Annotated in this window: 14 protein-coding genes; 5 read left to right on the forward strand and 9 right to left on the reverse strand. The window is 70.5% G+C overall.

The features are described 5' to 3' along the window. Window positions 1–19: 19 nt before the first annotated feature. Window positions 20–1030 (reverse strand): inner membrane protein YhjD, encoded by a 1011-nt coding sequence (gene yhjD / locus FB471_RS13875; protein WP_141998490.1) that lies wholly within the window; start codon window positions 1028–1030, stop codon window positions 20–22. 122 nt (window positions 1031–1152) lie between these two features. Here yhjD and FB471_RS13880 point away from each other — a divergent pair, with 122 nt between their 5' ends. After that, the gene (locus FB471_RS13880) at window positions 1153–1887 is read left to right on the forward strand and encodes a peptidylprolyl isomerase (protein WP_425457061.1); all 735 of its coding nucleotides are present in this window, start codon (window positions 1153–1155) and stop codon (window positions 1885–1887) included. A 90-nt stretch (window positions 1888–1977) separates the two neighbouring features. After that, window positions 1978–2430, forward strand: coding sequence for a YybH family protein (locus FB471_RS13885; protein ID WP_141998492.1), 453 nt, complete (start codon window positions 1978–1980; stop codon window positions 2428–2430). A gap of 22 nt (window positions 2431–2452) precedes the next feature. Here the strand turns inward: FB471_RS13885 and trpS are convergent, their stop codons facing one another. Next, entirely contained in the window at window positions 2453–3508 is a 1056-nt protein-coding gene (gene trpS, locus FB471_RS13890) for a tryptophan--tRNA ligase (RefSeq protein ID WP_142001903.1), read from the reverse strand. 232 nt (window positions 3509–3740) lie between these two features. Here trpS and FB471_RS13895 point away from each other — a divergent pair, with 232 nt between their 5' ends. Continuing rightward, window positions 3741–4490 carry a S1 family peptidase gene (locus tag FB471_RS13895; protein ID WP_141998494.1) on the forward strand — a complete coding sequence of 250 codons (750 nt, stop codon included), beginning with the start codon at window positions 3741–3743 and terminating at the stop codon, window positions 4488–4490. Between the two features lie 187 nt (window positions 4491–4677). Here FB471_RS13895 and FB471_RS13900 read toward each other — a convergent pair whose 3' ends face one another. From FB471_RS13900 to FB471_RS13910, 3 genes are all read right to left on the reverse strand, one after another. Continuing rightward, window positions 4678–7215, reverse strand: coding sequence for a bifunctional FO biosynthesis protein CofGH (locus tag FB471_RS13900; protein ID WP_141998496.1), 2538 nt, complete (start codon window positions 7213–7215; stop codon window positions 4678–4680). A 95-nt stretch (window positions 7216–7310) separates the two neighbouring features. Further along, window positions 7311–7616, reverse strand: coding sequence for a hypothetical protein (locus FB471_RS13905; RefSeq protein WP_425457062.1), 306 nt, complete (start codon window positions 7614–7616; stop codon window positions 7311–7313). Between the two features lie 269 nt (window positions 7617–7885). After that, window positions 7886–8461: a TetR/AcrR family transcriptional regulator gene (locus FB471_RS13910; RefSeq protein ID WP_141998498.1), complete on the reverse strand. Its 576-nt coding sequence runs from the start codon at window positions 8459–8461 to the stop codon at window positions 7886–7888. A gap of 85 nt (window positions 8462–8546) precedes the next feature. Here FB471_RS13910 and FB471_RS13915 point away from each other — a divergent pair, with 85 nt between their 5' ends. After that, window positions 8547–9077: a pyridoxamine 5'-phosphate oxidase family protein gene (locus FB471_RS13915; protein ID WP_211358027.1), complete on the forward strand. Its 531-nt coding sequence runs from the start codon at window positions 8547–8549 to the stop codon at window positions 9075–9077. Here the strand turns inward: FB471_RS13915 and FB471_RS13920 are convergent. Next, window positions 9040–9852 carry an exodeoxyribonuclease III gene (locus tag FB471_RS13920; RefSeq protein ID WP_141998501.1) on the reverse strand — a complete coding sequence of 271 codons (813 nt, stop codon included), beginning with the start codon at window positions 9850–9852 and terminating at the stop codon, window positions 9040–9042. The genes FB471_RS13915 and FB471_RS13920 overlap by 38 nt on opposite strands. 48 nt (window positions 9853–9900) lie before the next feature. On the opposite strand from FB471_RS13920, the gene FB471_RS13925 reads away from it, so the two are divergent. After that, a complete protein-coding gene (locus tag FB471_RS13925) occupies window positions 9901–10632 on the forward strand; it encodes an MBL fold metallo-hydrolase (RefSeq protein ID WP_141998503.1) in 732 nt (243 codons plus the stop codon). A 9-nt stretch (window positions 10633–10641) separates the two neighbouring features. On the opposite strand, the gene FB471_RS13930 is transcribed toward FB471_RS13925, so the two are convergent. From FB471_RS13930 to FB471_RS13940, 3 genes are all read right to left on the reverse strand, one after another. After that, window positions 10642–10965 (reverse strand): SH3 domain-containing protein, encoded by a 324-nt coding sequence (locus tag FB471_RS13930; RefSeq protein ID WP_211358028.1) that lies wholly within the window; start codon window positions 10963–10965, stop codon window positions 10642–10644. 166 nt (window positions 10966–11131) lie between these two features. After that, on the reverse strand, window positions 11132–12355 hold the full coding sequence (locus FB471_RS13935; RefSeq protein ID WP_141998505.1) for an NADP-dependent isocitrate dehydrogenase: 1224 nt from the start codon (window positions 12353–12355) through the stop codon (window positions 11132–11134). A 168-nt stretch (window positions 12356–12523) separates the two neighbouring features. After that, window positions 12524–13168 (reverse strand): spermine/spermidine synthase domain-containing protein, encoded by a 645-nt coding sequence (locus FB471_RS13940; protein ID WP_141998507.1) that lies wholly within the window; start codon window positions 13166–13168, stop codon window positions 12524–12526. Window positions 13169–13394 lie beyond the last annotated feature (226 nt).

Raw genomic sequence — 13394 nt, forward strand, 5'->3', positions numbered from 1 at the left:
CCGCCGGGCCCGCCGCCGCTCAACGCCGGCGGGCCAGCCAGCCCAGCAGCGCACCGAGCCCGAACGCACCGGCCGCGGCGCCGGTACCCGGGCCACGCTGGACGCGGACCTGCGGGCGGATCACCGCGGGTGGTGGCGGTTCCACGACGCGCACGGTGTTCTCCCGCGCCGTCGCCGTCCACGCGGTGACCAGCAGCAGGAACCGGGAGACGAGGTTGGCGAAGAACATCAGACCGATGATCGGCCCGAACAGCACGGTGGCGGGCGAGTCGGAGACCAGCCCGAGGTAGATCGCGGTGACCTGCTTGAGCACCTCGAAGCCGAGGGCGGCGACGATCGCGCCGCGCACGGCGCTGCGCAACCCGACCCGCTGCCGGGGTAGCCGCGCGATCACCCAGAGGAAGACCAGCACGTTGGCCGCCAGCGACAGCACGATGGTGGCCAGCCGCAGCAGCAGCCGGGCCCAGCCCACGTCGTCCAGGCCGGCCAGTCCGAGCAGGAACCGGCCGAGGCCACCACCCAGCGCGGTGAGTGCGAAGGACACCAGCAGCGCGGCACCCAGGCCCGCCAGCGCGACCAGGTCCTTGAGCTTGGTGGACACCAGCGGCAGCGGCTTCCTCTCCTGGCCCCACTGCGCCGTCAGCGCGTCGCGCAGGTTGCTCATCCAGCCGATGCCGGAGTACAGCGCCACCACCAGCCCGAAGCTGAGCACCCCGCCCCGCGCGTCCAGCGCGTACTCCACGATATCGCTGAGCAGGTTTCCCAGCCCCGAGGGCGCAGCCTCGGTGATGCTGGTGCGCAGGTCGTTCAGCACGGCCTTGTCCCCGGCGACGACCAGACCCACCACGGAGAACGCCACCATCAGCAGCGGGAACAGCGAGAGCACGCTGAAATACGTGATCGCCGCGGCGTAGTGACTGCCGTACCGCTCGTTGAACGCGTCCTTGGCCCGGACCAGGTGGTCCAGCGCCGGGTACTTCCGCCGCAGGCGGGGGATCAGCTTCTCCTGCTGGGTTTCTTCCGCTGGCACGGACAGACGCTAACCAGGCGGGCCGCACCCCGCAAACGCGGGCGAGGTTCCTACCTCCGCAGGTGTCCGCACCGCCACGCGCCCTGGTTGACTGGGGCGCTCGCAGCCGAAGGAGGCCCACCGTGCCCGGACCCGGACGGCGACGCCGCCTGCCCGCCGTCGCCGCGACCCTCGCCCTGATCGCCGCGCTGCTCGGCGCGGGCGGGACCGCGACGGCCGACACCGCGACGGCAGGCCCCGGCCCGTGCGGCTACACCGAGACCCCGGACGATCCGCCCGCGCGGCCGGTCCCGCTGCCGCCGGACGCGCGCGAGCCACGGGACGCAGGGTTCGCGCTGGTGACCTTGCGCACCAACCTCGGCCGCATCCCGCTGGTGCTGGAGCGGGGCAAGGCGCCGTGCACCGTCAAGAGCTTCCTGCATCTGGTGCGGCACGGGTTCTACGACCGCACGGTCTGCCACCGGCTGACCGCGTACGACACGCTGAAGGTGCTGCAGTGCGGCGACCCGAGCGGCACCGGCGAGGGCGGCCCCGGCTACCGCTACCCGGACGAGCTGCCGACCGAGCTGCCGCCGTGGCCGGGCGACGAGACCGGGCAGGCGAAGCTGTACGCGCGGGCCACCCTGGCCATGGCGAACGCGGGCCCGGACACCAACGGCAGCCAGTTCTTCCTCGTCTACGGCGACTCGGCGCTGCGGCCGAACTACACCATCTTCGGGCACACCACCTGGAGCGGTTTGTCCACTCTGGACAAGATCGCGGCGAAGGGGGTCGTGTCCACGCCGGACGATCCGGACCCGGTGGACGGCAGGCCCGCCGCCGAGCCGAGCATTCGCTGCGCCGTGCGCTGGTTCTAGCGTTCCGGGTGGACCACGTTGAACCTCGGTCGGTGATGACCGACACAGCGCATTGACCTACAGCTAAGTTGAGGTAGCAGGCTCGTGCCCATGAGCGACAACGTCACACAGCCTCCACTCATCGAGGACGCCACGACCGACCACGAGCAGGACGTCGTCGCGATCAAACAGGTGATCGCCGACGTCGAAACCGCCTTCAACACCAACGATCCCGACCTCATGGCCGCCCACTTCTCCCGAAACGCCTCGGTCGTCAACGCCGCCGGGATGCTGATTTCCGGCTGGGACGCGCTGCTCGACGCCAACCGCAAGGGCCTGGAGGGGTTCCTTCGCGACGAGTACGTGCGTTATGAGGTCGGCGACATCGCCTTCGTCCGCCCCGACGTCGCTGTCGCGCACAAGAGCGCGCGGGCCACGAAACCCGGTGGCGAGCTTGTCGACGTCGACCCCGCGATGATCGCCCTCTACGTCCTGGTCAAGGACCAGGACCGCTGGTGGGTCGTGGCCCGGCAGAACACCCTCACGCGGTCGTCAACACCTTGACCGCGGGGGCACTCGCCCAGACCTAGCGGGCCGGCTGGAGGAAGCCGATCCGGCGGTATACCTCGGACAGGGTGGCCGAGGCCACGTCACGGGCACGCTCGGCGCCGCGGGTGAGCAACTTGTCCAGCTCGGCGACATCGTCCAGGTACGACCGGACCCGCTGCTGGAACGGCTCGACGAACTCGACGAGCACCTCCGCGACGTCCTTCTTCAGGTCGCCGTAACCCTTGCCCTCGTAGGCTGTCTCCAGCTCGGCGACCGGGCGGTCGGTGAGCGCCGAGTAGATGATGAGCAGGTTCGAGACCCCCGGCTTGCCCTCGGGGTCATAGACGATCTCCCTGCCGGCGTCGGTCACCGCGGAACGGATCTTCTTCGCCGACCGCTTCGGGTCCTCCATCAGCTCGATCAGCCCGCCTGCCGAGGAGGCCGACTTGCTCATCTTGGCCGTGGGATCCTGCAGGTCGTAGATCTTCGCGGTGTCGGTCACGATATGCGGTTCCGGCACCGTCAAGGTAGGGCCGAACCGGTTGTTGAACCGCTGCGCGAGGTTGCGGGACAGCTCGAGGTGCTGGCGCTGGTCCTCCCCGACCGGCACCGCGTTCGCCTGGTACAGCAGGATGTCCGCCGCCTGCAGCACCGGGTAGGTGAACAGGCCGACGCTGGCCCGGTCGGTGCCCTGCCTGGCTGCCTTGTCCTTGAACTGGGTCATCCGGCTCGCCTCGCCGAACCCGGTCTGGCACTCCAGCACCCAGCTCAGCTGGGCGTGCTCGGGTACCTGGCTCTGCACGAACAGGGCGCCCTCCTCCGGGTCGAGCCCGATCGCCAGCAGCTGGGCCGCCGAACGCCGGGTGCGCTCCAGCAGCAGCGCGGGATCGTGCTCCACGGTGATCGCGTGCAGGTCCACCACGCAGTAGAAGGTCTCGTGCGTGTCCTGCAGCCGGACCCACTGCCGCAGCGCCCCGAGGTAGTTGCCGAGGTGGAAGGAGTCGGCGGTGGGCTGGATACCGGACAGCACGCGCGGCTTGCGGCCCCGGGCGGGCGAGACTGCTTCTTCGGACACACCGGGATTCTCCCGCATACCCGTGCCCGGTCCCCCTCCGGCCCTGCGGGAGTCGAGCACGCCCTCGGCGTCCCGCACGACCGGATCGCCGATCCGGGGCCATCGCACGGCACCGCGCTACCAAAGTACTGAGACGAAAGTAGGCATAGGCGCGTGTGCCCTACTTACGAAGGTTCTGCGCGCTCGGCCGGTTACTTACCGTTCTCCTCGAGCCGGCTCGCTCTTTCCGCGCTCAAGTGAAGGAGAACTCATGAAGGCACGGTCCCTGCTCTCCGGCCTGTTCATCGCGGCGGCCACCGCGCTGTCCGCGGTCGCGGTTCCGACCACCGCGGCGGCGACAGAGCCGACCGGCGTCGAGCCGTTCATCGTCGGCGGCCACGACGCGACCCAGACCTACTCGTTCATGGCCTCGCTGCAGTCGTACTGGGGCAGCCACAGTTGTGGCGGCTCCCTGATCGAGCCGAACTGGGTGGTCACCGCCAAACACTGTGGCCAGCCCGCACAGGTCCGCGTCGGCACGACGAACCGGACCAGCGGCGGCAGCGTCGCCAGGGTCGCGCAGCGCATCGCCCACCCCTCCATCGACCTCGCCCTGCTGCGGCTGTCCAGCTCGGTCCGGCAGGAGCCGATCCAGATCGCGCAGAACTCCGGCTCGGTCGGCACCTCGACCCGGATCATCGGCTGGGGCCAGACCTGCGCCCCGCGCGGGGGCTGCGGTGCCCCGGTCACCCTGCAGGAGCTGGACACCTCGATCGTGTCCGACCGCAGCTGCCGCGGCATCAACGGCGCCGCGGAGATCTGCACCAACAACCCGGACGGCAACAAGGGCGCCTGCTACGGCGACTCCGGCGGCCCGCAGGTCAAGCGGGTCAACGGGACCTGGCAGCTGATCGGCGCCACCAGCCGCTCCGGTAACGGCGACCCGACCTGCGCCACCGGGCCGTCGATCTACGTGGACGTGTCCTACTTCGCCGACTGGATCGACCGGAACACTCGCTAGTTCCGCGATCCGCCCCGCTCGGTGCGGCGTGCCAACCCCTGCTAGGCACGCCGCACCGAGTCATGTCGACCCACCCTCATCCGGGCTGGAACTGCCCTGAACGTGGCGTTACGGACACCAGACGTCGCGAACGTGGCATTTGGGACGTCTGACGTCTTCAAAGCCACGTTCAGGGCCCTCCGGCGGGTCAGACGCCGGCGCCGACGCGGTGGCCGTAGGTGGTGCTGCGCTGGCGGGAGGGCCGTCCGGCCAGGGTGGCGAGGTGGTCCAGCTCGGCCGCGGTGCGCGAGGAACCGTGCTCCGAGCCGGCCATCCGGGAGATCGTCTCCTCCATCAGCGTGCCGCCGATGTCGTTGGCACCGCCGCGCAGCACCCGCGCGGTGCCCTCGTCACCGAGTTTGACCCAGGAACACTGCACGTTCTCGATCCGGCCGTGCAGGCCGAGCCGGGCGAAGGCGTGCACCGCGCGGTTGTCCCGCATGGTCGGACCAGGGCGCGCCACCCCCGCCAGGTAGATCGGCGCGTTGTGGTGCACGAACGGCAGGCCGACGAACTCGGTGAAGCCGCCGGTCTCCCCCGCGATCCGGGACAGCACGCGCAGGTGCCCGAGCCAGTGGCCGGGGTGGTCCACGTGCCCGTACATCATCGTGCTGGAGGACGGAACGCCCAGCCGGTGCGCGGTGGACACCACGTCGATCCAGGTCGCGGCGGGCAGCTTGCCCTTGGTGAGCACCCAGCGGACGTCGTCGTCCAGGATCTCCGCGGCGGTCCCGGGGATGGAGCCGAGTCCCGCGTCGCGCAGCTCGGTCAGCCATTCCTCGACGCTCACGCCCGCCTTCGCCGCCGCCGAGACGATCTCCATCGGGGAGAACGCGTGCACGTGCATATCCGGCACCGCGTCCTTGATCGCACGCACGATGTCGGCGTAGTAGCCGACCGGCAGCTTCGGATCGATGCCGCCCTGCATGCACACCTCGGTCGCGCCGGCCGCCGAGGCCTCCACCGCCCGCGCGGCCACCTCGTCCACCGAGAGGCGGAACGCGTCGGTGTCCCGCTCGCGCTGGGCGAAGGCACAGAACCGGCAGCCGACGTAGCAGACATTGGAGAAGTTGATGTTGCGGTTGACCACGTAGGTGATGTCGTCGCCGACCACATCGGCCCGCAGCTCGTCGGCCAGCCTGGTCAGCGTCTCCAGCGCGGCGCCGTCCGCGGTGAGCAGCGCCATGGCGGCGTCCGCGTGTGTCTCGTCCAGCAGGGCGCCGGGATAGTCGGCGGCCAGCCGCAGGCCCGCGCGCACGTCGGCGTCCAGGCGTTCCGGCGCGCCCTGCGCCGGAACCTGCGCCCGTAGCGCGTCCCAGTCGCCGTACACACTGTCGAAGTCACCACGCCGGTCCCCGGTCCTGCCCTCGGTGTCGATGGCGGAGTGCAGGTCGGCCCGGCCGGTGGTGTCCAGCCCACCGTCCGGCTCCTGCCACTCGTGCCCCTCGACCGTGGCCTGCTCGTCGGCGAGCCCGTCCGCCGCGGCCAGCGCGGTCACATGGGGGTGCAGCCGGATGTCGATCCACTTGTCCGCGTCCCGCACGTACCTCGGGTAGGCCGCCAGCCGCTCGCGCAGGTCGAAACCGGCCTGCGCGGTCCACTCGGCCAGCTCGTCCACCCGCGGCCACGGGCGCTCCGGGTTGACGTGGTCCGGGGTCACCGGGGAGACGCCGCCCCAGTCGTCGATGCCCGCCCGCAACAGCAGCGCGTGCTGCTCCCCGAGCAGGTTCGGCGGCGCCTGCACGCTGACTCCCGGCGGCATCAGCAGCCTGCCGACCGCGACCGTGGCGGCCAGGTCGGTGATGTCGGCGTCGGCGTGCTCCCGCATCGCGGTGTCCGGCTTCGCCCGGAAGTTCTGCACGATGATCTCTTGGACGTTGCGGTACTGCCGCGCCCGCTGCCGGATGGCATGCAGGGACTCCGCGCGCTCGGTCCGGGTCTCGCCGATACCGACCAGGATGCCGGTGGTGAACGGCACCCCGACCCGGCCGGCGTCGTCCAGCACCCGCAGCCGCACCGCGGGCTCCTTGTCCGGACTGCCGTAGTGCGGGCCGCCCTTCTCCGACCAGAGGCGTTCCGCCGTGGTCTCCAGCATCATGCCCAGGCTGGGCGCCACCGGCTTGAGCCGCTGGAGCTCCTCCCAGCTCAGCACGCCGGGATTGAGGTGCGGCAGCAGGCCGGTCTCCTCGAGCACCGCGATCGCGGATGCCCGCACATAGTCCAATGTGGACGAATATCCGCGCTCCTCGAGCCACTGCTTCGCCTGCGGCCACCGGTCCTCCGGCCGGTCGCCGAGGGTGAACAGGGCTTCCTTGCACCCGGCTGCCGCACCGGCGCGGGCGATCTCCAGCACCTCGTCGCGTTCCAGGTAGGGCGCAGGCAACTTGCCGGGCACGGTGACGAAGGTGCAGTAGTGACACCGGTCCCGGCACAGCCGGGTCAGCGGGATGAACACGCTGCTCGAGTAGGTGACGATGCCGGAGCGCCCCTGGTCGGCCAGGTGCGCGTCCCGGACCCGGCGGGCCGCGGCCAGCAGCCGGTCGAGATCCTCGTCCCGGGCGTGCAACAGCACGGCCGATTCGGTGACGTCCAGTGCGACCCCGTCCTCCGCGCGCTTGAGCGCGCGGCGCATCGCGGACGGGCTCGGTTTCTGCTCAGGCGGGGTGATCGAGACGCTGTCTGCCATGGCCCGAGACTACGGGCGCGGGGCACCGGTGGGTTAGGGGTCGCGCTGTGCGGGATTGCACGGCGTGCGGAGGAATAAAGGGGGCCGGAGCTACGTCAACCCACCCAGCTACGTGGCGCCGGGGTGAGCACCGGCCTGGTGGCCTCCGCGGCCGGCTCCGCGGCGGTCGGCTCGGCGGCCTCCGCGGCGGCGCCTGCCTCCACGACGGCGGCGGCGTGCTCGCGGGCCTTCCTGCGCTGGCGGAGCACACCCAGCGCCATGCCCACGACGCCGAGCGCGACCGCGACCAGCCCGACCGGACCGAGCAGGCCGAACGCGACCTCGTTCGGGGCGACGTCCGCGGGCTCGCCGCCCTGAGCCACGGCGCTGCCGGGACCGGCCAGCAGGACCGCCGCCGGCACAGCCGTCACTATCGCCCCGGCACGGAGCATCCGCACCGGCTGACTTGCTCGGTTGCGCACCGGAGTGCCTCCCGCGACATGAATGTCAGGTCTGCCGAACCACCCGGGCTATCACCCGGACGGGTGTATCTGTCGAGATGCAAACTACCGAGCGTGTCAAGACCGGCGGTTTGCGATCATCGCGCCGACAGAGGCTAGCGAGTCACCGAACGCAGCCAACGGCGGGGTGTGGGCCGGGACACCGGTGCCGTGTTCAGAAGTCGGGTTGTTCAGGTCCCCGGCAGGAGGCGATCGACGAGCGCGGCGATCAGCTCCGCCGACCCGGACGCGGGCAACACCTCCGGCAGGGTCAGCTGCTCCACGATCAGGCCGGTCATGGCCAGGTACAACAGCACGACCGTGGTCTCGTCACCCGGCAGGCGACGGTCGAGGTGCCCCTGGATGGTGCCGTCCAGGTTCGCCCGGATGGTGCCGGTCAGCGCCTCCCGCAGTCCGGGCCGCCGGGTCGCCTCCAGCCGTAGCTCCAGTAGCGCCAGGTAACCGGTGCGGTCCTCCCGGACACGCTCCAGCAGGCCGCGCAGCATCTCGGCCACCAGCTCGCGCGAGGGTGCCGCCCGCTCGTAGGCGGCCAGTTCGGCCACGCCGGGGCCGAGCCGTTCGTGGATCTTCGTGGCGGCGTGCCACAGCAGGTCGTCCCGGTTGGCGAAGTAGTTCGATGCCGTTCCGGCCGGCACCCCAGCCCCGGCGTCAACCGCACGGAAGGTCAACCCGCGCGCGCCGCTCCGCGCCAGCACCTCGACCGCGGCGTCCGCCAGCGCCGCCCTGCGCTCCGGGTTCGTGCGCATGCGATGCCCTTCGGAAAACGCTTGAAACCACTACATTCGAAGTACTATACATGGAGTGGTTCAGGAGAGGGAGTGTGATCGAGCCTTGAGTACCGACGAGTTCCGCACCGTGGCCCCGGCTTTCACCGAGATGGCCAACCGGATGATCTACTGCACGATGGCCACGGTGGACCGGGCGGGCCGGCCGCGCTCCCGCATGGTGCACACGATGTGGGAGTGGGAGGGCACCGAGCTCACCGGCTGGATCGGCAGCATGGTGACCCCGCTGAAGCGGGCGCATCTGGCGAGCAACCCGTACGTGTCCTGCAACTACTGGGACGGGGCCGAGGTCTACGACACCTGCGTGGCGGAGTGCCACGCCGAGTTGCTGTTGGACGAGGCAAGCAAGCGGGAGTGCTGGGAGCGGTTCCGGAACACCGCGGAACCGCTGGGCTACGACCCTGGCGCGATCGGGATTCCCGAGTGGACCGAGCAGGGGCCCGCGTCCCCCGCCTGGGGCGCCATCCGGCTGAAGCCGTGGTTCCTGCGGGTGTTCCCCGGGGAGTTCGCGAAGTCCGGAGGGCAGGTCGGCCGGATCCTCAGCTGGCGGGAGCCGGGTGGTCGAACCGCGCGGTGACCGGGGCATGGTCGGACCAGCGCTGGTCGTAGCTGGCCGCGCGCTCCACCCGGACCGAGGTGCAGGCGTCCGCGAGCCGCGGGGTGGCGCAGATCAGGTCGATCCGCCAACCCGAGTCGTTGTCGAACGCCTTGCCCCGGTAGGACCACCAGGTATACGGGCCGGGGCCCTCCGGGGAGAGTCTGCGCTGCACGTCGACGTAGCCCACCTCGTCGAACACCCGGCCCAGCCAGGCCCGTTCCTCGGGGAGGAAGCCGGAGTTCTTCCGGTTGGTCCGCCAGTTCTTCAGGTCGATCTCGGCATACGCGATGTTCCAGTCCCCCATGACCAGCACCTCGCGCCCGGAGGCCTCGGACTTGGCCCGCAGTTCGGCCAGGTAGGGCAGGAACGCGGCCATGAACCGCTCCTTCTCCTCCTGGCGCGGGGTGCCGACGTCGCCGCTCGGCAGGTACAGGCTGGCCACCACCAGCCCGGGAAGGTGCAGTTCCAGGTAACGCCCGCTGTCCTCGAACTCCGGCTCGCCGAACCCCGTGCGCACCGACTCCGGCTCGTGCCTGCTGTACAGCGAGACGCCGTTGCGGCCCTTGATCGAGCAGGCGGCGTGCACGGCGTGCCAGCCTCGCGGCTCGCGCACCTCGGCGGGCAGCTGGTCCGGCTCGGCGCGCGCCTCCTGGCAGGCGACCACATCGGCCTCGGTGGCCGCGAGCCACTCCACGAACCCCTTCTTCGCGGCGGCACGCAGGCCGTTGACATTCACGGTGGAGACGGTCAGCACGCCAGGGAGGCTACCGGCGCACCACGACAATCCTGCTCAGGAGGGGATATGACCGAACTGACCGTGCTCGGCAGCTGCGGGGCCTGGCCGGAGCCCGGCCGCGCCTGCAGTGGTTTCCTACTGCACCACGACGGCTTCCGGGTGGTACTCGACCTCGGCTACGGCACGGCCGCGCGCCTGCTGGCGCATTGCCGGGACGGCGCGGTGGACGCGGCGGTCATCACGCACGAGCACCCCGACCATTGCGCGGACCTCAGCGCGCTGGGGCGGGTCCGGCACTACACCGGCGCAGCACGGTTGCCGCTGTACTGCCCGCCCGGGGTGCTCGGGGTGCTGGCGGCGGCGGAACCGCGCCCGGACCCGCATTCGGTGTTCGAGGTGCACGAGTTCGGCGCCACCGCCCGGCTCGGCCCCTTCCGGCTGACCGCCTTCCCCCTGCCGCACCACGTGCCGAACTGGGGGGTCCGGCTGGATGCGCCGGGGGTGAGCCTCGCCTACACCGGGGACAGCGGGCCCGCGGCGGCGCTGGCCGACCTGGCCGCGGGTGTCGACCTGTTCATCGCGGAGGCCACCCTGCAGGGGCCGGCGCCGCGAACCGGGCCACGCCATCTGCTGACCGCGCGCGAGGCAGGCGAGGTCGCGGCCGGCGCGGGGGCGCGCAGCCTGTTGCTGACCCACTTCTGGCCGGGCAGCGATCGTGCGGTGTCGGTACGCGAGGCGCGCGCGGGCTTCGACGGTCCGGTCCTCGCCGCGGAGGAGGACCTGGTCGTCACGCTGTAGCCGGGCCGCTCAGCCGCAGTTCGCGCCGTCCACCGGCCGCAGGAACTCCTCGGCCGCCCAGCGACCCTCGGCCAGTTTGCGGAACCCTTCCTGAACCACCGGTTCGGCCTCGGCCTCGGCATCCTGCTGGAACTTGCCGACGATGGTGGTGTCGGTTCCCGGCCCCGCGCGGACGTTCAGCACGTCGGCGGTCACCCGCACCCGGCAGTCGGCGCTTCCGCCACCCGACTCGGCGTCGGAGGGCCGTTCGTTCGCTCCCATCACGTAGATCAGGCCGATCCCGGCGAGGACCGCCACGATGATGATCGTCCGCTTCGGAATGCCGAGTATCACAGGGCTCCTCCATGACGCCCGTACCGCGTCCCCGGCCAGGGTAGAGCCGGTGCGGAGCGTCCGGACAGGCCCGAGTGGTCGAACCACCCGCTGGTGTTGGCTACTCGCCGTAATACCGTGGACGGTCGCCCACGGCATTACGGTCGGCAGGGGTGGGTCGGGCGGGTCAGCCCTCGGCGATCTTCTTCTGCAGGTTCTCGTCCAGCGTGGCGAGGAAGTCCTCGGTGGTCTGGAAGTCTTGGTCCTTGCCGACCAGCAGGGCGAGGTCCTTGGTCATCTTGCCGCTCTCCACGGTCTCCACGACCACTTGCTCCAGCTTGTTCGCGAAGCCGACCAGCTCGGAGTTGCCGTCCAGCTTGCCGCGGTGCTCAAGGCCCCTGGTCCAGGCGAAGATGGACGCGATCGGGTTGGTCGAGGTCGGCTTGCCCTGCTGGTGCTGCCGGTAGTGCCGGGTGACCGTGCCGTGCGCGGCCTCGGCCTCCACCGTCCGGCCGTCCGGGGTGCGCAGCACCGAGGTCATCAGGCCCAGCGAGCCGAAGCCCTGCGCGACGGTGTCGGACTGCACGTCGCCGTCGTAGTTCTTGCAGGCCCAGACGTAGCCACCGTCCCACTTCAGCGAGGCGGCGACCATGTCGTCGATCAGCCGGTGCTCGTAGGTGAGCCCCTTGGCCTCGAAGTCGGCCTTGAACTCCTCCTCGTAGATCTCGGCGAACACGTCCTTGAACATGCCGTCGTAGGCCTTGAGGATGGTGTTCTTGGTGGACATGTACACCGGCATGCCCCGGTCGAGACCGTACTGCAACGACGCGCGCGCGAAATCCTCGATGGAACGGCGGTAGTTGTACATCCCCATGGCCACGCCGCCGCCCTCCGGGTACCGGGCGACCTCGAACTCCATCGGCTCGGAACCGTCGTCGGGCGTGTAGGTGATGGTGACGGTGCCCGGGCCGGGGACCTTGAAGTCGGTGGCCTTGTACTGGTCACCGTGCGCGTGCCGGCCGATGATGATCGGCTTGGTCCAGCCGGGGACCAGCCGGGGGATGTTCGAGATGATGATCGGCTCCCGGAAGACGACCCCGCCCAGGATGTTCCGGATGGTGCCGTTCGGGCTGCGCCACATTTTCTTCAGGCCGAACTCCTCGACCCGCGCCTCGTCCGGCGTGATCGTGGCGCACTTGACGCCGACGCCGTGCGCCTTGACGGCGTTGGCCGCGTCGACCGTGATCTGGTCGTCGGTGCGGTCCCGCTCCTCGATGCCCAGGTCGTAGTACTCGAGATTGATGTCCAGGTAGGGATGGACCAGCTTGTCCTTGATGAACTGCCAGATGATGCGGGTCATCTCATCGCCGTCGAGTTCGACGACGGTGCCCTCGACCTTGATCTTGGCCATGAGCAGCGGTGCTCCTCTCGCGGATCTCTCGCGTCTCGTCGTAGCGGTACAAGCGTACTGGTAAACCTCCGGTCATGCCGCTACCACCTCGGTTACCCAGCGGTAATACGCCGACGACCGCATCCGGTTACCGAGAATCTACGACCCCACCACCCGCCGACGCGATGGCTAGATACGGGCGAGCCAGATGACGTCGGGCTCGCCGCGGGGTACGGGGACGTCCAGTGCGCGCACCTCGTTGAACCGGGCACGCAGGCGGCGGGTGAACTCCGGGCTCGCGGCGGCGCTCCATACCGCGAGCACGCCGCCGGGCCGCAGCCGCGCGGCGAGCAGGTCGAGGCCGGTATCGCCGTACAGCTCGGCGTTACCGTCGGTAACTGTCCATTGCGGACCGTTGTCGATGTCGAGGCAGAGCGCGTCGAACCGGTCCTCGGTCTCCCGCAGCCAGCGCACCAGGTCGTCCCGCACCAGCCGCACCCGCTCCTCGGCCAGCGCGTTCCCGTGCACCTCACGCAGCGGCCCGGTGCGGTTCCAGCCGATCACCGCCGGCTCCCGTTCCACCACCACGACCTCGCCGATCCCGGGATGATCCAGTGCGGCACGCAGCGAGTACCCGACCCCCAGCCCGCCGATCAGTAGCCGCGCACACCCCGGCACCAGGTCGGCGGCCACCGTCACCAGCAGCCGCTCGGACTCGCCGTTCCGGGTGTCCATCAGGAACATCCCGTTCGCGATCACCTCGAGGTCGGTGCCGACGCGACGCAGCACCAACTCGCCGCAGACGCCATCGACCCGGTCCAGCACTTCGGGCACCCGGCAACCCTAACCACGGGTCACAACCCGGCTCGCACGGCGCGGTGTCCGTGCCGCCCGAACCGGCCGTCGACGGCGCGGGCGTGGTCGCACCGCCGCGGGTACGGCGCACTGTTCGCTGGCGAACAGTGCGGCTGCCCGCCGCGCCCCACGTCCATGATGGACAGTCGTCGGTGGCAGGGCAAGGCGTCTCCGCCGGATCTCCCCGGTGTCGCTCGTCCGGGTG

It is taken from the genome of Amycolatopsis cihanbeyliensis (assembly GCF_006715045.1).
Taxonomy (GTDB): Bacteria; Actinomycetota; Actinomycetes; order Mycobacteriales; family Pseudonocardiaceae; genus Amycolatopsis; species Amycolatopsis cihanbeyliensis.